Origin of the sequence: Psychrobacter sp. DAB_AL62B, assembly GCF_028895345.1 — a bacterium.
Lineage (GTDB): Bacteria > Pseudomonadota > Gammaproteobacteria > Pseudomonadales > Moraxellaceae > Psychrobacter.
Genome location: NZ_SAXC01000001.1, coordinates 41,433 through 63,135 on the forward strand (window position 1 = coordinate 41,433; position 21,703 = coordinate 63,135).

11 protein-coding genes are annotated in these 21,703 nt (G+C 41.4%); 6 read left to right on the forward strand and 5 right to left on the reverse strand.

The annotated features are described in order from the left end of the window. The first annotated feature begins 57 nt into the window (after nt 1–57). From glpK to EPB74_RS00195, 4 genes are all read left to right on the forward strand, one after another. On the forward strand, nt 58–1,659 hold the full coding sequence (glpK, locus tag EPB74_RS00180) for a glycerol kinase GlpK (protein WP_274902145.1): 1,602 nt from the start codon (nt 58–60) through the stop codon (nt 1,657–1,659). Between the two features lie 487 nt (nt 1,660–2,146). Further along, complete coding sequence (locus EPB74_RS00185) at nt 2,147–2,617, forward strand: hypothetical protein (RefSeq protein ID WP_227516786.1); 471 nt, start codon at nt 2,147–2,149, stop codon at nt 2,615–2,617. Nucleotides 2,618–2,927: 310 nt separating this feature from the next. After that, complete coding sequence (locus EPB74_RS00190; protein ID WP_274902146.1) at nt 2,928–3,953, forward strand: endonuclease/exonuclease/phosphatase family protein; 1,026 nt, start codon at nt 2,928–2,930, stop codon at nt 3,951–3,953. 214 nt (nt 3,954–4,167) lie between these two features. Beyond that, nucleotides 4,168–4,860, forward strand: coding sequence for a TetR/AcrR family transcriptional regulator (locus EPB74_RS00195; protein WP_274902147.1), 693 nt, complete (start codon nt 4,168–4,170; stop codon nt 4,858–4,860). 120 nt (nt 4,861–4,980) lie between these two features. On the opposite strand, the gene EPB74_RS00200 is transcribed toward EPB74_RS00195, so the two are convergent. From EPB74_RS00200 to EPB74_RS00220, 5 genes are all read right to left on the reverse strand, one after another. After that, nucleotides 4,981–5,754, reverse strand: a complete 774-nt coding sequence (locus EPB74_RS00200) for a hypothetical protein (protein ID WP_274902148.1) — start codon at nt 5,752–5,754, stop codon at nt 4,981–4,983. Between the two features lie 326 nt (nt 5,755–6,080). After that, complete coding sequence (locus EPB74_RS00205; RefSeq protein WP_274902149.1) at nt 6,081–11,384, reverse strand: SdrD B-like domain-containing protein; 5,304 nt, start codon at nt 11,382–11,384, stop codon at nt 6,081–6,083. A gap of 156 nt (nt 11,385–11,540) precedes the next feature. Beyond that, nucleotides 11,541–13,565 (reverse strand): hypothetical protein, encoded by a 2,025-nt coding sequence (locus EPB74_RS00210; protein WP_274902150.1) that lies wholly within the window; start codon nt 13,563–13,565, stop codon nt 11,541–11,543. Nucleotides 13,566–13,598: 33 nt separating this feature from the next. Continuing rightward, entirely contained in the window at nt 13,599–14,063 is a 465-nt protein-coding gene (locus EPB74_RS00215; RefSeq protein ID WP_274902151.1) for a hypothetical protein, read from the reverse strand. A gap of 265 nt (nt 14,064–14,328) precedes the next feature. Continuing rightward, a complete protein-coding gene (locus tag EPB74_RS00220) occupies nt 14,329–16,404 on the reverse strand; it encodes a hypothetical protein (RefSeq protein ID WP_274902152.1) in 2,076 nt (691 codons plus the stop codon). 570 nt (nt 16,405–16,974) lie between these two features. On the opposite strand from EPB74_RS00220, the gene aceE reads away from it, so the two are divergent. Continuing rightward, entirely contained in the window at nt 16,975–19,797 is a 2,823-nt protein-coding gene (gene aceE, locus EPB74_RS00225; protein ID WP_274902153.1) for a pyruvate dehydrogenase (acetyl-transferring), homodimeric type, read from the forward strand. Between the two features lie 22 nt (nt 19,798–19,819). Next, nucleotides 19,820–21,562: a 2-oxo acid dehydrogenase subunit E2 gene (locus EPB74_RS00230; RefSeq protein ID WP_274902154.1), complete on the forward strand. Its 1,743-nt coding sequence runs from the start codon at nt 19,820–19,822 to the stop codon at nt 21,560–21,562. Nucleotides 21,563–21,703 lie beyond the last annotated feature (141 nt).

Sequence of the window (21,703 nt, forward strand, 5' to 3'; positions counted from 1 at the left end):
CTTTTATAAATTTATAATGACTATTAGAAATAAATAAAATAAGACGGGATGTGAGTAATGGCAGGATATGTTTTGGCTTTAGATCAAGGGACAACATCGAGTCGAGCGATATTGTACGATGATCATGCCCGTCCGATTAAAATGGCACAACAGCCAACAACTTTAAAAACCCCAAAAGCAGGTTTTGTCGAACAAGATGCGCAACAAATTTGGCAAACCCAAATTAGTTGTGCTCATGATGTGATTAATCAGGCGGGACTACTTGCCACTGATGTCAGCAGTATTGCAATTACCAATCAGCGTGAGTCTATTGTTATTTGGGATAAGCAAACGGGTAAGCCTTTAGCACCTGCTATCATTTGGCAAGACAGACGCACCGCAAGTTACTGTAAAACGCTCTCCGCTGAGAGTGCGACTACTATGGCTCATGGCGAAAATGGCAGTCAAAGTGATATAGCGAGTGAAGTACAGCGTATCACAGGCTTACGTTTAGATCCCTATTTTAGCGCCAGTAAAATCGCTTGGTTGCTAGAAAATAATCCTAAATTGAGGGTGCGCGCCAATAAAGGTGAAATAGCCGTTGGTACTATAGATAGTTGGCTGATATATAAGCTAACAGGCGGCGAGCATGTTATTGACGTGACCAACGCATCTCGCACCTTGTTATATGATATCCATAAGCTGGCGTGGTCTGAGGAGTTATGTGCCCTTTTTGCGATACCGATGAATATATTGCCTAAGGTTTTGCCATCTGACGGCGATTTTGGTAAAACCAAAAAAGGACTCTTTGCCAAACAAATCCCTATTCATGCAGTGTTGGGTGACCAACAAGCGGCACTTTTTGGGCAAGGCTGCCTCGATGCAGGCATGGCAAAAAATACTTATGGTACCGGTTGTTTTATGTTGATGAATATCGGTCAGAAACCCAAACTCAGTGAGCATAAACTATTAACTACTATCGCTTGGCAACGAAAATCTGCGCTGACGCGTCCCGAGAATTTATCGTTTGATCAAATTGTCCAGTCAGGCAAACGTATATTACAGCCACCAAAAAAAGAAGTGACTTATGCCTTAGAGGGTAGTGTATTTATGGCAGGTGCAATCGTTCAATGGTTGCGTGATAATCTGGGGATGATTAAACAAAGCAGTGAGGTCGAGGACTTAGCACGGCAAGTTGATAGCAGTGAGGATGTTGTATTACTGCCGGCATTTACAGGACTTGGTGCCCCTTACTGGCGCTCGGATATCAGCGCTAGTATCACCGGTATGAGTCGCGGTACGACTAAAGCTCATATTGCCCGTGCTGCACTAGAGGCTGTTGCCTATCAGACTTATGATGTGCTTATTGCGATGCAAAAAGACAGCCCTCATCCACTCACTGAGCTAAGAGTGGATGGCGGTGCTGCGAATAACGACTTATTAATGCAGTTCCAAGCAGACTTACTTGATGTGCCTGTATTGCGCCCTAAAGATACAGAAATTACTGCTAAAGGAGCAGCGTTACTAGCGGGCTTAAAAACGGGTTTATATGATGAAGCAACGATGACAGCCTCATGGCAAGTCGATCGAATTTTCGAACCTACCATGTCCATGGATGTCCGTGAGCAGCATCTTAATAAGTGGCAACAAGCAATCGATAGAGCGTTGAGAGTTATGTAAGTGATTGAAATACGTTTAACTACTGTAACAACTCAGTTAAAAATTACTTAAAACACTAGGCTGACCTACAAGACTCTTAGAAAGATACAGGCTGTAACGCAAGACCATCGTAATCTGGACATAGTTTACATAATCTGTCTATCTGTCCTTACCTATGAATCCATATACTTTAGATGAATTGAGTAAAAGTTAAACAAGAAAGCAAATTAAATAAAAAAGACTGCTAGTTTTCTAGCACTAAATAAATCTAATAGATAACAAATCATTTAAGGATAATATTATGAATAACGATGGCCGCATTACAGATCCTAATAACCGTGTAGTTGATGAAGACTATCTTGAAGTAGGTGACAGAGAGCGAATCATTGACGATAACGAACGTAGATTAACCGGTAGTGATCATACGATAGATAACAGAGTCATTAGACATGAAGATGACAATATTATAGAAGATCATGACGGTATCGACCGCAGTGCAGTAAAACATATGTCAAAAGAAGCAAAAAAAGATTTGAATGCTGACATCATTACAGGTGAACCAGGTTCACATCCAATAGGTACTGGGATTGGTGGTTTAGGCGGTGCCGCAGCGGGTGCAGCTATTGGTACAATGGCAGGTCCACTAGGTACATTGATTGGTGGTGCTATCGGCGCTATCGTTGGTGGCGGTGCAGGTCATGCAGCAGCAGAAGCGATTGACCCAACCCGTGAAGAAGCTTACTGGCGTGCAGAGTATGCTAATGCTGATTATTATAAAGAAGGTCATGATTTTGACCGTGATTTACATCCAGCCTATGCGGTAGGTTATGCCAATCGCGCCCGTTATCCTGCTGATGCACGCTTTGAAGATCATGAGTCTGATCTAGAACGCTCATGGCATGAAGTAAAAGGTGAGTCACGCATGGAATGGAATGATGCGCGTAGAGCGTCACGTGATGCATGGAACCGTTTATCATAATCCATCTATTTAATTAATAGAGTACTCAATAGCAGAGATAGATAGCCTGATATTAATTAAGTACAACTAATAGCGTATTTAATTTAAGTAAGTAAACAATGCTAAAGCTTACTATCTCATTACTAGATTTAGTTCGATTGTAGGTTCCCTGTTGTACAAGGGCAAAATAATCCAGTTTTATGCTATTTTAAAGCTTCCAAAGATTTCTTTGGAAGCTTTTTTGCTGTATATTACTATGTATGAATATACCTAGTGAAAATATAGCTGATTATCAAAAATAACGCTTGAAAATAATGATAATAGGTAATTTATGAGCAATAATATTGAAAGTAATCATAAGCAGTTTTACATAGCGACTGCTAACTTGCTCAATTTTGCCAACCCTAACCGACTTTACTATCCAAATGCCCCCGCTTATAGTGATCGTGAATACGAACATAAGCTGCGTGGCATTACAGACTTATTAGCAAAAGCACATGCTGATATCATTGCAGTACAGGAAGTGTGGGACAGCAATGCACTTGAAGCATTGGCAGTGTCATTGGGTTTTAAGCCTGAACACGTGGTGATTCCGCTGGCAAGTAATAATAGTGCAAGTGCTTATACACAAGGTAAAGGGGCACAAAATACGCCTGCTGTTGGTATTATTAGTCGATTTGAGCAATTAGAAAGTAGTTTGCTGGAAGAAGTCGCTCCAAAGGCGGTGATTGATATCCCTGATATTGGTCCTTATCAGCGCTTTAATCGTCCACCGCTCATACTACGTGTCAATGCATTTGGGCAACCGATAACGATCATTACCGCGCATCTAAAAAGTAAACGTGCTTTTTTCTTGCGCGATGAAGCAGGCAATCTTTTAGAAGATATGGACGATCCAAATATCCGAGTCCGTGCCAAGCTTCGTAGTTTATGTATGCGTGCCGCAGAAGCAGCCTCTATTCGTATGTCTGTCATAGAGCGCTTAAGACATACTCGTGAGCCATTGATTTTGTTGGGTGATATGAATGATGTCACTGATAGTGTCACCACTCAATTAATGACGGAGACAGGTGAAGTCAATTACGACAAAAGTATGCGCGACGTTGCATTGTTTGATGCTGCTCGTATTCAAGCGCGTTATGGCTGGATGAAAGATGTGGCATATACCCATATTTATCAAGGTATGCCAGAAGTAATAGATCAGTTATTTGTTTCGGAAGAATTTCTACCTGATAGTAAGTTTTCGCTTGGTCAGGTTGAACGAGTTGACTATTTTAATGACCATTTGAAGTGGGATTATGCAGATAGAGTCATCGATCATGGTATTATAAGAGCGAAAATAAAGCTGCACAATTAACTTTTTTTATAATTAGTTGATTAATTGTTTTTTAACCTATTCATGCCCCTTGCTTGAGAGTGTACAAGCGTTTATCATGCCTCTTCGTTGAGTGTAGTGGCGGTACTATTAGCCCAAATTACTGGTTGATAGAGGTGGCCCTTCGATTTAGGGCACATGCTATCCGATGAAGACTATATTTATAAAGATAGGGCGTAACATTAAGAGATTTCTCATGAGTGAAAATAAAGAAGACAAAATTGAAGATGTACTGGTAGATTCGGAACTGGCAAAAAAGCTGGTGCCTAATAAATTTAAATTTACCAGTCAGCAAGGCCGTGCACGCCGTCAAAAATTATTGATGGGTGCTAAAAAACTGAGTGAAACTAAAGCTATTAATGATATCACTTTAGCCGCTGTATGTGAAGAAGCAGGTATTCCAAGAGCCTCTGCTTACCATTTCTTCCCTAACATTGAAGCCATATTCTTAGCATTGCGCTTTTTGAATGCAATCGATATCTTAGAAGGGTTAACTACAGTCGAAACGGATAACTATGATAGATGGCAAGGCTATTTAACCGGACTAATTGATCGTTGTGTGAAGATTTTTGATGAAGATCAGACCAAAGCTAAATTGATTTATGGTACCAACACGCCTGATTTTGTAGGTGATAGTTTTGGCGAGCATATGGACCATCAAGTCGTTCAGCTGATCTATAAGCGCTTATCTGAGCGTTATGAAGTACCAAAGTTCGAAGATATTCAAGATGTATTGTTGATTACTTTTAGCATTGTTAACGCCATCTTTACTGTATCTTATCGCCGTCATGAGCGCATTACAGATAAGTATTTACAAGAAGCGAATACAGCATCTATCGCTTATTTACGCTGCTATTTACCAGAAAAACTACCACGTAAAAACCGTTAATCTGTATATTAAATTTTGCAGATAGATATTGCATAAAAAATCCGACATTTAAATGTCGGATTTTTTTATGGCTAAATTTTATTCATTAGGTTTATAAAAAATTTGCAGCGGTTGATGCATCTACATCTGGTCGAGGGATGGTAACACTTGACCATTACAACGATCACCACTTGAATCTAAAGTCGCGTATTGCTCGTAATAACGTACGACAAGATCTTGTAAGGCAACATTCATTTTAGAATCATGAGCATTGACGAAAGCTTCACGTGCCTGTTCAAGCCAGCGGTCTGCCATGCGGAAATGGCTTCCTGCCTGCCGTGAGCTATGCTCGCATTGGTCTGTCGCTGCCCAGATTAATGCCACTTCACTAAATGCTATTTCGCGGGGAGCGCTTACGATACCACCGCTGTCTTTGAGGGCGCTTAAATTCGCCCATAAATCAGGTCGCATTAGCGCCGATGTTTTTGGTATGTCTTCAATGAGAGTAAGGTCTTGTTCCGTACCATTTTTTAACGCTTGCAGGATGGTTTCTGCAGATTGTGCTGCTTCTAGTCCGGCAGGTGAGCGGCTATTCATGCTGTCTTTATTTATGGCATAGTTAAGCCAAGCTTGAGCTTTGTAGGCAAAATACTGTTGATGTGCTGTCATTTTTGTTTGTTGATAATGTTGTAGCTCTGCCAGCATACAGCTCATAGCACGCTGCTGCGTAGTTTGGTTTTTATAGGAAGGCGTTAGAGTCTGACTCTGACAATAATCAGCTGTATTCATGGTGCCGATTTGAGTTGCAGAAGGTGCGGTTGATACGCACGAGGCAGTGGATAATAACAACACAGCTGACAATGCAGCATAGATAGGGTTTTTATAAGTGGCTACTTTAATAGCAGAATGGAGCATAATGTAAAAACCTTATAGTGAATAGTAAGCTGATAGAGGTCAGTGCTGGCGATTTTCGATACTGATTGCGGGACTGATTCTATCGCTTATTAAACACTATAGTCAATTTACTTTAAAGGAATTTGGTATTGTTGGAATAGATTTTCCGAAGTCTTTGTCTGCCTCGGTAAAGCAAGTGAGGAAAATTTATACTAGTAGCACATTGCTATAGATATGCTTCTTTCATTTTTAAGAGGCTATAGCTATTATTTAATACTATTGATAGCCCGGAATAGCCCAATAACGCCCGCATTGTCGTCAGCTGATAACATGGCAATGCGATGATATTATAAGGTAGAATTGGTGGTCGGACGCTTGTTTTTACGTGGGTCATCACGCTTAAATAGCTCTTCATCGAATTTGAAGCGCAGTCTAAAGTAAGCGCCTTCTATGGTTGTATCATCATAAGCAATATCTTCATCTTCAAAACCCATAAAGTTATAACCAAGCGACAACCAAAGATTGGTCATGGGGCTATAGCCAACCTCAGCCCCTACTAAATAGGCTAAGTCATTTGCTTGCTTATTCCAGTACGTGCCTGCTTGCAAACCAACATCCCAGCGCTCGCTAATGTCATACAATCCACGAGCATAAACAGCGTGAGCGGTATTATCGCTTGTGATACCCCGAGCATCATATTCAGTATACTTACCGGCATAATGTCCTGATAACGTTAATGGGCGTGTCGGATGGTAGTTACCGCTCCATGACCAGACCAGTGCATCTTTTTGGTAAGGATTATCACCAGTCGCATTGTCATCTAAGCGATACTCAAGCTTGGCGAGCATATCAAGCTGATTGCTATCGTAATCGCGATAGGCGGCACCAAGCTGAAAACGATTGATCGTACGATAACCATCATCATAATCGACTTTTGAATAGATATCTTTGGCTAATAAAGTAATCTCATCGCTATAACGATAAGCAATACCTGCACTACCTAATAAAGTATCACTGGTATCGCCCCAGCGTTTTTCTAAGCGACCTGATGCCTTGTAGTTTTCATTAGCAATATATTCAACCCCAAAACCTGCTGCGGTCGCGGTGCTATCTTTTTCGCCTTCTAAAGACTCAACACGCTCGAGTAGGGTGTTGAGCGTTAATCCTTCTTGGACATACCATTTATTCTTTAGACCAATCGCAGCTTCTGCTTCGCGAGCACTGATAGCATCACGCATGCGATACTCACTATAAACCTTGCCATCTTTCATATAAGTGGCATCAAAACCTATGACGGTACGCTGACGCTCCTCAGAGTCGTCTAATCCGTAGCTGCCTGACAAGCTATTGATTAAATCATGACGAGCGTATAGGCGACCTAAATTACCAAGTGCTGTCTCACCACCGATAGAAGTTGCATTACGACTACTATGCTCAATGTCTTGCTCGTATTCGGCAAACACTAATGAGTTATTTAGCTTGGGCAGACGGGCGGTCAGACGACCGCGAACCGTGGTACCTTCGATATCTTTTTCTATGCTATTAACGCCATTAAGCGCTGATTGGTTAATGATGTCGTCATTAAAGATAGTGTCGCTAGTTATGTCCACTACATCGGTTGCTGCTTGGACATTACGCGAAGCTGCTGCTTCTTGCTTGTAGTAACGTACGCCAATTTCACCAACGATGTTTTTGCTTAAACGTTGTTCAACGCTGGCTTGTACGCCTTCAATGCTGGCATCAGTAGTATGGTCTTTAGTGCGTACGCCTTCTAGCTTTAGTGCAGTATTTTTATTACTTAAAGTATGAGTAACTTCTACACCTGATTCTGTACGTCCAGCAGTTTGAGGGGACGCGCCTGTGACAAAACCGATATCAGTATCGTTATGATAGGCTTTTGCACGGGTGTTTTTCTTATTATCATAGTCAAGCTCAATACGTAGTGCATTGCCTTCGACGTCATTGCCCGTTAGTTCTGTGACATTGATCTGATTACTTGGTTGGAAGTTTGGGTTCTCAGCTTTATTTTTGGCATATTCTGCTACTAGCTTTAGCTTATCATTAAACTTAACCACAGTATTGACGCTGGCAAGCTCTTCTTTATTTAGTGGATCATCACTGTTGATATAGCTACCGCCAATAGATACCTTATCGGTTAATTCTTGCTTGGCTGCGACGCCACCAACCCAATATTTCTCGCCACCTTCATCGACTTCGACAGTGACGCGTAAGTAGATAGGGTTGCCATCGATATCTTGGCTAGCAATTGGTGCTTTTAGATATAGGCTATGGCTAATAGGATCGATTTCATAATCAGCAAAGCGTGTTAAAGTCTCACGGCGAACAATACGTCCAGGATTGTTGGCGTCACGTGTTATCACTTCGATAGTTTCTGAGTTCTCTAATACTGCATCAAAGTTGTTAGCAAGTGGGTAAGGACCTGAAATACCGAGACCGCGAGTTTCATTGACACGCTGTGATGTACTGGTTTCAGCAGCAAAAGCGGTGATGCGTGTATTGCTATCTTCAAACTGGGCTTTAACGCCAGTTAACGTACGGTTATATTGACCGAGTTTAATACCTTCATCATTATCGATTTGGGTTTTTAAATCGCCATACATGGCAAATGAGCGACCTTTATCAAGACGAACATATAGCTTGCTAGTCGATTGCGCATCAAAACCTTTGGCTGATGAGTCACCATAGACAGGGTAGTATTCGCCTGGCTCGATATCACGGAACAGACGCTCGCCTTTTTTGTCACTATCATAAGCAAGCGTTAGTAGGTAATCACCGCGTACTTTACCTTTCAAAAACATTGCCGCGCGACCTGTCGCTGAGTAATCATCATTACCGGCGATTTCACGCAGTTCTTTCTCAAAAGCACCTTGCGCATCAGTAACATTGCTGCCATCAAAGTCTTTGAGTGAAATAGCACCTTCAACGATACCAACGGCAATCAGTGGACGCAGCTGAGCCGTGAATTGCAGCGGAATGACTTGTTTGCTGCTGCCTGTATCGATAACGAGCTCACCTCTACCCGGTACGCTTGGCGCAGTCACGGCGATCAATAGCTCGCCGCCATTCACAGTAACTTGCGTACCAGCTTGGTCTTTATTGCTGTCTGCTAAGTTGACACGACCAATATTGGTATCAATGGTGATAGGAGTGGAGGCGATATAAGGACGACCATCGCGGTCTTTTAGACTGATAACGATTTGATAATCGCTAACACCATCGGCAGGAACAAGCTGTTCTTGAGTACGATAGCTGATAGATTGCAAGGTATCTGGCGTCAATACTTTGATAGTTTGCTCAGAGATAACTTTGCCATTTAAGTCAGTAGCGACACCGCGTAGAGAGTTGCTACCGCGTTGTAAGTCGACTGCATAATAATCAAAAGCGGTAACGTTTTGTTTTTCTTGTTCAGCCGTTTTACCGATCTGTTCCTCTGATACTACTTTGCCATTGGCGTATAGCGTGAAAATAGAGCCAAGAGGGGCTTGAACTTGGACCATTTGTTTGTAAGTACTAAGCTGCTGACCTTCACTTAAATTAATAAAAGTCACATCATTGGTAACGACTTCTTTTAAGTATTCTTCGAGCTCTTTTTCTACTGGAGGTGCAACTTTGGTTACTGCCATATCAATGCGATTGGCAGATGGGTTGACCATTTCGTTGACGATGGCTGAGTCGCATTGGATACCAGCATCTAGTACATCATTAGACTTACAGCCGCTAGCATCAACATTGTCTTTATTGTCGCGGTTATAATCAGGCTCTAATATTAGCTCGCTTGTAACGGCTTGCTCTAAGCGATCGTTTTTAGCGCCAATACTTTTGCTACGCGCGACAAGCTCGGCGTTTAATCGTTCAGTACTATCGCCCATACCACCAACGATAGCAAAGTCTGCGCGATGTAACTCGCCATACTTTAAGTCAACAAAGCGGCTTCCTGCATCGCCAGCATTACGATTGCTTTGGGTGACCAATTCTGTGGTGTTTGGGATAGTCGTGCGGTCAACCTTTAATACATGAGTCTTGGCACTGATACCATAAAAATTGTACTTACCTTCGGGATCGGTCACGATGAAGTTACCGTTCTCCATATAGATGCGCACACCAGCCACACCTAGCTCACCATCTTCTTTTTGTTGAATGCCGTCACGATTGATATCGTGGTAAACCTTACCGATGATGATGCTGTCTGTATTCATGACACCGCGATCGACTTCTACTTTCCACTGGGCTTCTCTAGAAGCAAGCTTATTACCATTACCATCAGCTGTTTTGCTACCAATCGCTGTAGCACGGTTGATACCGTCACCACCGAGTGCAGTTGAGCCAATAAGGACGCGGTAGGTAATTTTTTTGGCTTTATCTTTACCAACTTCAATGTTACCTAAACTCAAGACTTGGTATTTACCTTCCGTCTTGAACTCAGTAGTGTGAGCCTTATCGATACGGACACTACCTTTGACATAATCAAAGCCATGCGGTAAAGCATCTTTTAGTTGAACGTCATAGGCAGTTGACTTACCATTGTTTTCTACTTTAATAGTGTAGTCGACATAATCGCCAAGTGAGGCAGTTTTGACATCGCCTTCTTTAGTAACTTGTAGTACTGGATTATCATCAATGATAGCGATGTTGCTGCTGATATTATCATTGATGTTTTCTCTTGCACCTTCTGGAGTGACACAAGCATCTAACGTAGCAACTAAGTTATCACCTTTTAGCGTCTGAATAATCTGATCATCTATCGCATTGGCATTGTTTTCTGTAGGCACAAGCGATTCTAAACGGTACTTACCGGTATTATTGCCTGTCTCTTTTGCTTTTAGAGAATAAGTGTCTCCGCTTCCCACTGGTGGATTAGCTGATTTGATAGTGACCCAAACTTCATCAGGCTTATCTGACTGCGCATTACACTGAGCGTAGCTGGCTTGCAGATAGACGCTATCACCTATCTGAGAGCTATCTTTAGTATCAATCTTAGAGTCACCATTCATAAAGTTTATACTGGGAGCGACGATGATTAGCTTGTCAGTGACTGTTGATGCTATTACTGAGTGATCTTCTAAGACTACGGCACCAATTTTAATATCAGCGACATTACCTTCTTTACCATTAGGGTCAGATAATGCTTCTAAGATAAGATCAATACTTGAGTTTTGACCTAGTTTAATTTGAGCGGTAAGATTACTGTCTAATACGATCTGTTTTTTTGTTTCTTTTACACCATCGCCATCTAAATCTTGATAGAAGTAGACACGCAGATTAGTTACCGCAGTCGGGAAAAATTTGAGCTTGATAGTCTCATCACTATAGCTAGGGTTAGTTAGAGTGTTTGTCCAACTGACTGGGGCACCAGGCGCTACTGTCTGTAGAGATGGTTGACTTAAAGTAATGTCATATTCAAGAAGTGCTGAGGATTTGACTTGTACTTGGTTAGATATACTGCTTAAATCGACACTAGTACCATTATCAACATTATAGCTGGCGTTAGCGATATTATTAATAATCTGTGAAGCATCATTCGATGCAGCAACAGCAGTATTTGCTTGCATAAGTAGCATAGAGGTCACTAACGTAGTAAGCGCGCTAATGCCAAAGCGTGGTTTACCAGACGAAGAAACAGCATGATGCATAGTTATTATTCCTACTTATGAAAGAAAACATAATACATATAGTTTGTTATGGTAAAAGTGGAGTTTTCCTAATCTGTATTAGAAAAACTCCTCAATCAGTTTGGATATAGGGACAGCCTATTATTCAATAAGTTGCCATTTGATAAAGCGTTCTTTTTACTGTTTAATTTTTGCTGAGAAGGTGATAGTACCTACTGCTTTACCTGCTAAAGTAGCAAATGTACCTTTAACTAAAGGCGCTACAGTATCATTAGTTGCTGTAGGTGTTGCCTCAAAGTTATTTTCATAAACGAGAGTAGACTCTAGCGTATCTGATATAGCAACATTGCTAATAGCGGTACTAGTAAAGGTGTTGGTTGCTTCTAGCTTATAGAAGATACAAGCACCAGGTACTGCAGTAGTGCCACTAATATCAGTTTTCACCCAGCTATTACTAGCAATAGTACTAGCACTAGTGCCGCAAGCAGCGATCGCTTGATATTTAAAGAGATTAATACCTCGCATGGTCGTGGTAGAACTGGTATTTGCAACTGCTGGTGTCGGTGTACCAGCTATTGTGGTGTTTGCTTTGACTTCGATAGTCATCGTTTCAAACTTGTCAATGTCATTACCATTTGTGACGCTGTTATCATTCCCGCCGTTAGAAGAAACTTCTACAATGATTCTTGCAAATTGATCCTTTGTTAAACCATTAGATGCCGCTTGCTTAAGATCATAATTACCGCTAGTGTCCGGAGTTAATATGATATCACCAGTGTCATACTTACCATCCTTGTTGACATCTGCAAAGACTCTCACGATATCAATTTTAGTATTGTCAGTCGTTGGCTTCACGGTAAAGGTTACGTCGCCTGCAGTTGCTCCTTCAGTGACATCTGTACCTTTGTTGGTAATATCATAAACATAGATATTATTGCTACTAACTAAAGCTACTTCTTTGTTCGTACCGTCGCTGATAATAATGCTACGGCTCTGGTTACTGGTGGTAATCGGTGATTTAGTGTTGTCGTCTTTACCTTTATATGCCGCGGCTGTTGTATCTTCATAGTTTTTCTCAGTGGTGCCCCCTGTAGCATCGCCTGAGCTATCAACCAAATCAAAAGTACCATCGTCTTTAGTGCTGTCTTTTACCACAGCATAGTTGGTAATAACCGTGCCAGAAGCAGGTGTGCTAGCATCTTTTTTCACACGGAAAGTAACCGTGATGATCTCATTGATCTTGATATCTTGGCCGGTAATCGTAATCTCTTTACCGTCGGTTGATACAGAAGCTGTTTTAAGTGCACTATTACCACTAGTCTTTACTACGGGTGCTTGATAGATAGCAGTATCCGCGCTTGTCACTGCTACTAGACCAGCGGGTAGGGTATCGATGATAGTTACCGCGGTACCATCAGCATTACCTTGGTTGGTAATAGTAACGGTATAGTCAACAAAAGATGTAGCGTTGTTAATATCGAAGGTTCTGTTGCCAAGGTTAGTCGTTGCCGACTTTTTAATAGCATATAAAGGAGTAGTGGTCTTAGCGTTATCAGTGTTGGTTGCAACAGCTGGCTTACTCTTATCCGTTAAGAATTTACTAGTTGCGGTAACAGTAAGAATGCCGTTTTTATCAATGAGGCGATCTGTTGTACCAGCCTTACCTTGAACGACAAACTCAGCAGACTGTCCCGGTGCAAGCGTTACTTCGGGAGCAGTATTTGCAGCTACAGTGATCAGACTGCCTACATTTGCTCCACCAGCATCCTTAACTTGATAAGTGATAGTAGACCCAGATAAATCATAGTCGAAGTCATCAACTGTAGTAGAATTACTAACCCTGATCGTATATTTGTCACTAACGTTACCATCGTTTTTCAGCGTGTGTTTGAAGTCTACTGTTGAGCTAGCCTGTGGGTTAATCGGAAGATTAAGGTTCGTATTAACATTGCTATCCTCCTGGCCGCCAGTCGCAATTAAGCTAAATGAGCCTGTTTCTGAGACTTTAACGGTTACTGTGTTTGACTTTGCAGTTTGGGGTGTAGAGTTATCAGCCACAAGATAATTAGCAGTCGCAAAGTTGTTTACTATGACAGAGTCTTTAGCAGTATACTTAATATCCTCAGCATTGGCAGTGGTTAGGCCTATTGCAGTGACGATTCCAACAGTTAATACTGAGTACTTAAATAAACTTGGTTTCATGCGGTAAGTCTCCTAAAAGGTATTAGAATTAAATTAGTTAACAATGGTATTTAGTGCGACAGCGGCAGATTTCTGTGCTGGTAATAGCTTGATATTCCAACGCAGGGTACGGTATTCAGAAAATGGGATTTTGACCATCTTGCCATCGACTTTGCGCATCAGAGGCATATCCATATAGTTCTTACCATCGATGCTGGCTTGAGCACTTGATGGATTTGCTTCACCAGTGAAGGTCATGTTGGCAGGGATAGGTAGGATGACTGCTAGATCTTGGATATCTTTATTGATCGTATTGCTATAGGTCGCTTTATACTGAATAACAGTACCAGCTGGAGCGGTACGGACTGGAGAGTAACTGGTTTTACCTTCAGTGTTTTTGATAACTTGATTGACGGTTAAATCCATTTTTAAAGCGTCATCGGCATGCGCTGTACTGAATAAAATGACCGATGCTAAGCTCGCTAATAAGGTGCTGCGTAAAACATTGAAACCTTTCATAGAGTATTCCTTGCTTAAACCGTTACTATCAATTTGACTTCAATTACTGCTATAAAAATAAATTTTTTAGTGAATAAAAGTAAGTGATAGAGTGAGTATTGTTTCTTGATGCTATTGTCACAAAGTAAATACAATCTTTCACTATAAAAGCGACAAATGGCGTTTTTAAGTAGCCGAACGGTAAAAGCCCTATCTGGGAAGATAGGGCTTTTATCGAAAAAATTGAATTTTTTAAGATTATGAATAATGCAAGAGATAATCGATATTACGGATCCACAGTAGTTCCGTATTTGGTGTTAAAATATAGCGTGGCTTTAGTAGGGATTATTCCAGCAGGTTTATCTAAATTGAACATATTGGAAGTAATTGTGCCTGATGGTAGAGTCTTAGTATCATAAAGAGCAGAAGGAACGCCTTTAGGTAATGGCATAGTAAAGCTTGATGTCACTGGCTTACCATCTAATTTATTTTGTAATTTATCAGTGATTTGAATATCTTTCAAAGCAACATGACCTCGATTATAGGCCTCTATTCTATAAGCAATACATTGTCCAGGAACTATTCCAGTAATACCATTAGTACTGAATCCATTCGTTGGGAGGTCTGGTTGAGGATTTTGAGGCATATCAATGAAAGTACGTGAATCGTTACAATCATGGACATACTGCGATTTTATGAGTACGAGTGCGGAGTAATTAGCCTTTACTTCACCAAAATCAAGATTACGTGATCCATCACTTTCAGTTTTGTAGTCAAATATATTATTTACTAATGCTACCTCTCGAATATTTGGAGTCGTATCTACACTAAATTCCCAACCGCTCGGTTCGTTCTGCACCAAACATACTTTTTGTGGTGCTAGAGATGATATAACGTTCCCTGGAACAGTAAATTTATACTGACCTTCAACCCCTACAACCTGTGCTGTAGTACCAGTAATATTAAGTCCATCACAATTTGTTAGACTTACTGTCATACCTGTCGCAGAAATTCCTGATTCACCTTGGTCAAAAATAGCATTAAAGTATTTTGGATTGCTTGTGAATGTACTTGATATATCAGATTTAGTGTTGGTATTTATATCAGTGTTGCTATTTTCAGCTATACCGCCATTATCATTGAACACATAACCTGTAAAAGTATATGGCTTTGGCATATTGGTAATGGTACAAGTAATAAAGTCACCAAACTTAACATCAGCTAAAGTGAAGGAGCGAGTTTTTTGACTATTGTTATAGATCATATTAGCTGTAGGTAGGACAGTAGTACTATTGGTACAAATGTAGCTAGCATTATAAGCGGCGATATCTCCTTTACCTGAGGTGTTGATTACCTTTTCAGTGATAGTATAAGTCGTCGCTTCTTTTAGTTCTAATACAGCGCTAGTGCCAGTAGCTATGGCGTTACCTGTTCCTGTAGTAGTAAAGGAATTGGCGGCGATTGATCCGCCAGCCACACTAATCTCAAACTGATCTCGATCTGTATTGGTATCATTAACACGAGAGCCGTCTAATATTTTTTTTATGGTGAGCTTAGGTGGTACGTAGCAATAGCTATCCAAACGAATATCAATCTGCTGTTCAGTTGGTTCTCTAGTTCCTAAACGGGTAGAGCTAGCGTAGCGTATGGTAACTGAGCTTACAGGTTGATCGAAATTAATAGAGGCTTGGCATCTTGCATCTAAATTTTGGTTTTGGCAGCCCTTAAGCTCTGATTTCATTCGAGATCCATTGGTTGCTGGAAATCCTGTTCCTGTATATGGACTAGTTTCAAGGTCTGAAATAGAGGGGAACTGAGTTTGTCCAGTAATAAGTGTGTTATTCACTCCAGTACCCGCCACGATAACAAGATCGTCAAAGTTACTAGTGCTATTTGGCGTTCCAGTAAATGTATCTATATCAAATGCGCTCAATGCAACATTGGTAAGGTATATAGGCGCGTCACTGTTACTGTTAATAAAGTCGAATTTAATATCTGTATGAGCATTCTTATTAGCAAGCGTGTGAGTAATATTCAATGCTTGGCCGTTAAGAATATCTGAAAAGTTACTTGTCGTATTGCTAGAACTAGACTCTACTTTAGTCATTTTTATTTTCAAAGGGATGTCGCTACCTGAGATAGTTGCAGCGCTATTGCTATTGTAAGCAGTTAGTAAGTTTTTATAGTCGGTACTAGTTAAGCTGCCTTTTACACCTGTACACATGTCACTTTTTGAAGCTGCAAAAGATGAAGTGCTCGCTAATAATAGAGCAATAAAACTCATTAAAATCGCTATTCGACATATATATCCATCGAGTATTTGCGAGGCTATTGAATTTGAAAAGTGTTGATTTTGACGCATATTGCTATTCCTATAAGCTGAAACTTGCCGCAAACGTTTACCAAAAAGCTAACTATAAAACTCACTAAAATTTTGTCTATATTACGTAACTTACTATATTAAGCAATAATCTTGTAAAAGTATTATAAAGTAGACGAACGGCAGTTTTATTATGACCAAATACCAATCTATGCTAAACAATATTCTCTATCAGCAATCTCTAAAAATTTTTCTTCAACACCCCAAAAAAATAATCACTATTTATTTTAAAAATACTTGTCATATCATCATTTCTCTACAGCCATAAACAATTGACTCATAAGCGCCTATAATAGACTGCCATAATCATTTAATGACTGAATAGACACAGTTAAGTGTATATTCTATTTTATAATTATGCTTATTCAACAGGTATGCTAATGTACAGTGCCACTATTTTGTATAACTTAGCTGTATATAAATCTTATAAGGCAATGGAATGCTTAGATGCAGCAAGGAAGTCATCAAGTAAAGCGTTTGCTCATTACACACTATTTAATTAATAATATCCTGCCATCATGCAGGAATGACTAATAACAAGGATTGGAAAAGATGAATTATTACAAGGATGCTGATAGCAGCGAAACGCAGGAATGGCTCCAAGCTTTTGAGTCTGTGATTAAGCATGCTGATAAAGATCGTGCGCAGTTCTTATTAAAAGCTCTATACAACATGGGGGTGCAAGAAGGCCTACCATTTAACCGTCTCGATACGGCTTATATCAATACCATCGCAGTTGAAGATGAACCGATGTATCCAGGTGATTTGACGATCGAGCGCAAAATTCGTGCCTTGATTCGCTACAATGCCTTGGCAATGGTCATGCGCGCTAATAAAAACGATGATGACTTAGGTGGTCACTTAGCGACATTTGCTTCAAGTGCGACTCTTTATGAGACAGGGTTTAACCATTTCTTCCGTGCTGCCAGCGATCATTTCGGTGGCGATATGATTTATTATCAAGGTCACTCAGCACCTGGTATCTATGCGCGCTCTTATCTAGAAGGTCGCTTGACTGAAGAGCAGCTAGAAAACTTCCGCCGTGAAGTCGGTGGTAAGGGTCTATCAAGCTATCCGCATCCGTACCTAATGCCAGATTATTGGCAGTTCCCAACCGTTTCAATGGGCTTAGGTCCTATCATGTCGATTTATCATGCTCACGTCCATCGCTATATGGAAAACCGTGGTTTGTTAGAGAAAGAAGGTCGCAAGATTTGGACGTTCTTAGGTGATGGCGAGACTGACGAACCAGAAAGCTTGGGTGCTATTTCACTTGCTGGTCGTGAGAAGTTGGATAACCTCATATGGGTTGTTAACTGTAACTTACAACGCCTTGATGGTCCGGTTCGTGGTAACGGTAAGATCATTCAAGAATTAGAATCCGTATTCCGCGGTGCAGGCTGGCGGGTGATTAAAGTCGTTTGGGGCGGCAATTGGGATTCATTACTCGATAAAGACCATACGGGTGTCCTCAAACACCGTATGGAAGAAGCGGTCGACGGTGAGTATCAGCTGTATGAAGCGCGAACGCCTGAATTTACCCGTAAAGAATTCTTTGGTAAATATCCAGAGTTGGAAGAGATGGCAGATGCCTTGACGGATGAAGAAATCTCACGCTTGAACCGTGGTGGTCATGATCCAATGAAGGTCTATGCGGCATTTAGTGAAGCAATGAAGACCAAAGATCAACCAACCGTTATTTTGGTCAAAACGGTTAAAGGTTATGGTCTGTCTACCCAAACCCAAGCGGTTAATAAATCGCATCAGGTTAAAAAGCTTGATCAAGAAGGCTTGATGTACTTCCGCGATCGCTTTGATTTGCCATTTACCGATGAGCAATTAGAGACGCTACCGTTTTATCGTCCAGCCGAAGATTCAGCGGAGATGAAGTACCTTAAAGGTCGCCGCGAAGCGTTAGGTGGTCATCTGCCAAATCGCCGCAGTGGGCATATTCCTTTAAATATTCCTGATATATCGATTTTTGATCGCGTCTTAAAAGGTAGCAACGGAAAAGAGCAGTCGACCACCATGGTATTCGTGCGTCTGCTAGCTGCTATGCTCAAAAATAAAGACATTCAAGATCGTGTGGTACCTATCGTACCTGACGAAGCACGCACCTTTGGTTTAGAAGGTATGTTCCGTCAATTGGGTATTTATTCGGCGGTTGGTCAAAAATATACGCCAGAAGATAGCGAAGCTTTGATGGGTTATAAAGAAGCCATCGATGGTCATATGCTAGAAGAAGGTATCAACGAAGCTGGCGCAATGAGTACGTGGATTGCCTTAGCAACCAGCTACTCTGTCAACGCATTACCGATGATTCCGATGTATATTTACTACTCAATGTTCGGTTTCCAACGTGTTGGTGATTTGGCTTGGGCAGCAGGCGATTGTCAAGCGCAAGGCTTCTTACTAGGCGCAACGGCTGGTCGTACCACGCTAAATGGCGAAGGCTTACAGCATCAAGATGGTCATTCGCAAATTCTATTTAACGTGGTGCCTAACTGTGTGACTTATGATCCATGCTTTGGGTATGAGCTGGCAGTCGTGATGCATGATGGTCTGCGCCGTATGTATGGTGAAGGCGAACGTGTTTATTATTACTTGACGCTAATGAATGAAAACTACGATCAGCCAGCGATGCCAGAAGGCGCAGAAGAAGGCATCAAGCGCGGTATGTATTTACTTGAAGATAATGGCTCAACTCAAGTACAGTTATTAGGTTCTGGTGTTATCTTACGTGAAGTGCAAAAGGCGGCACAGATATTAAAAGATGAATTCAATATCTCATCTAACGTTTGGAGCGTGACCAGCTTTAACGAGCTGACTCGTGATGGTATGGCTTGTGATGATTACAATCGTCTGCATCCTATGGAAGAAGAAAAAGTTTCGTGGATCACTGAGCAACTTGCTCCGCACGAAGGTGTGGTCGTTGCAGCAACAGACTACATGCGCAATTATTCAGAACAAATCCGTGCTTGGTTACCTGATAACCGTCCTTATACCACGCTTGGTACCGATGGTTATGGTCGCTCTGATACCCGTGAGAATCTGCGTAGCTTCTTCCATGTCGATGCGGCTCACATTGTCGTTGCAACCCTCAAACGCTTGGCGGATGAAGGCGAAGTTGAAATGCGCTTGGTAAAAGACGCAATTTCAAGCTTCGGTATCGAAGCGGATCAACCACCTGCATGGCAGCAACAGCCTCATTACGATCACTTCCCAGATGCTCCAGCACCAACACCTGATCATATCAATCCAAACCCAGTACCTGAGTTTGTCGCTGAAGATGATGAAGAGATAAGCAGTGAAGGTCGCGCTGAAGATCAAGCCGATGCAGCCTTGCTCAATGATGATGACGTCAAAGAAAAATAACCATAAGACAAGGAGATAAAACATGGAAATTAAAGCCCCCGATTTGGGTGTCGATAGTGCCGAAGTCAGTGAAATTATGGTTGAAGTTGGTGATGTCATTACAAAAGACGATAATATTATCCTGATTGAATCTGATAAAGCCTCGGTCGAAGTACCAAGCTCTGCTGCTGGTAAAGTAACTAAAATTAATGTTGCAGTTGGAGATCAAGTCAGTGAAGGTATGGTGTTGATTGAGATTGAAAGCGATGCTGACAGTCAAGATGATAGCCAAGGTAAAGAGACACCTGTCGCTGACAATCAAGATAAGTCTAGTGATACTAAGCAAGAAGAGACGGAGAAAGAAGAGCAGAGTGATAAAGTAGCAGCTGAGTCAAATACCGCTCAAACTGCTCCACAAGCAGCAACAGCGACTACCCATGCGCTACCAGATTTAGGTGTTGATGAAGCGCAAGTGTCTGAAGTTATGGTCAGTGTCGGCGATATAGTCAGCGCCGATCAGTCAATTTTACTGATTGAGTCAGATAAAGCTTCGGTTGAAGTACCAGCGCCACAAGCAGGCAAAGTTGAAAAAATACTGGTGCAAGTGGGCGATATGGTTGCCAATGGCCAAGACTTTATCATTATTGTTAGTAATGACGCTGCAGCTGGTAATGATGCAGCTGGTACGCCTGACGTTAAAGAAGCTTCAACCAGTAAGCAAGAAGCTGCTACGCCTGAACCGCAAACTCAGACTACAGGTGAACCAAAACAAGCAGCGGTTAAATCTGCAGCTGCGACGAATAATGTCGCTGCGACTGCCGCTAGCAGTAAGCTAACAGAAACTCAGGTTAATGAGAAGTTAGCTGAAGTATATGCTGGTCCTGCCGTGCGTAAGCTTGCACGTCAGTTGGGTTTGGATATCAGTGAGGTGGCAGGTTCAGCACTGAATGCGCGTATCTTAAAAGAAGATTTGTTTGCTCATGTCAAACAAAGCCTAACGACAAAACAAGCTTCTCCAGCTACTGGAGCCGGTGCATCTAGAGCCAGCTTACCAAGCTTGCCTGATATGAGTAATGTTGAGATTTGGGGTGAAACAGAAACCCAAGACTTGACCCGCTTGCAGAAGGTATCTATACCGCAGCTGAATTATAATACTTACTTACCGCAAGTGACGCAGTTTGATTTGTCTGATATTACAGAGACAGAAAATCTGCGTAGTGAGCTTAAAGGTAGTATGAAAGCTGAAGGTATTGGGCTAACGATTTTAGCCTTTATCGTCAAAGCAACGGCTTATGCATTGACCCAACATCCGCGCTTTAACAGTCATTTAAGTGATGATAATACCCAGGTTATCCTACGCAAAAGCGTAAATATGGGTATAGCGGTAGCGACAGATGATGGCTTGATCGTGCCAGTGATTAAAAATGCTCACGAAAAAGGTATCAAGCAAATCGCCATTGAAATCGGCGAGTTGGCAGTTAAAGCTCGTGATAAAAAACTAAGTACCAAAGACTTGCAAGGCGCAAGCTTTACCATCTCAAGTCAAGGTATCTTGGGTGGCACAGCGTTTACGCCACTGGTAAACTGGCCACAAGTTGGTATCTTAGGTGCATCAGAAGCGACTATGCAACCGAAGTGGAATGCTGCTAAGCAAACCTTTGAGCCGCGCTTGATGTTGCCATTGTCATTATCATATGATCACCGTGTGATTAATGGTGCTGATGCGGCGGTATTTACTCGTTATGTTGCTAGCTTATTAGCTGATCCACGTCGCATTTTGCTATAGGTTCTATCATTACTTACTTGTTATCTAAATAATAAAAAGACTGTCAGAAGATGGTCTTTTTTATGTTTACTATTTTATCAAAGTATCGATAACTGACAGACACAAAAAAACCAGCGATTAAGCTGGCTTTTTTTATTCATT

Coding starts and splice junctions, on each gene's coding strand:
- EPB74_RS00200 (WP_274902148.1), bottom strand. CDS start 5,754: ATGCTCCATTCTGCTATTAAAGTAGCCACTTATAAAAACCCTATCTAT.
- EPB74_RS00205 (WP_274902149.1), bottom strand. CDS start 11,384: ATGCATCATGCTGTTTCTTCGTCTGGTAAACCACGCTTTGGCATTAGC.
- EPB74_RS00185 (WP_227516786.1), top strand. CDS start 2,147: ATGTCAAAAGAAGCAAAAAAAGATTTGAATGCTGACATCATTACAGGT.
- EPB74_RS00230 (WP_274902154.1), top strand. CDS start 19,820: ATGGAAATTAAAGCCCCCGATTTGGGTGTCGATAGTGCCGAAGTCAGT.
- EPB74_RS00195 (WP_274902147.1), top strand. CDS start 4,168: ATGAGTGAAAATAAAGAAGACAAAATTGAAGATGTACTGGTAGATTCG.
- aceE (WP_274902153.1), top strand. CDS start 16,975: ATGAATTATTACAAGGATGCTGATAGCAGCGAAACGCAGGAATGGCTC.
- EPB74_RS00220 (WP_274902152.1), bottom strand. CDS start 16,404: ATGCGTCAAAATCAACACTTTTCAAATTCAATAGCCTCGCAAATACTC.
- EPB74_RS00210 (WP_274902150.1), bottom strand. CDS start 13,565: ATGAAACCAAGTTTATTTAAGTACTCAGTATTAACTGTTGGAATCGTC.
- EPB74_RS00215 (WP_274902151.1), bottom strand. CDS start 14,063: ATGAAAGGTTTCAATGTTTTACGCAGCACCTTATTAGCGAGCTTAGCA.
- glpK (WP_274902145.1), top strand. CDS start 58: ATGGCAGGATATGTTTTGGCTTTAGATCAAGGGACAACATCGAGTCGA.
- EPB74_RS00190 (WP_274902146.1), top strand. CDS start 2,928: ATGAGCAATAATATTGAAAGTAATCATAAGCAGTTTTACATAGCGACT.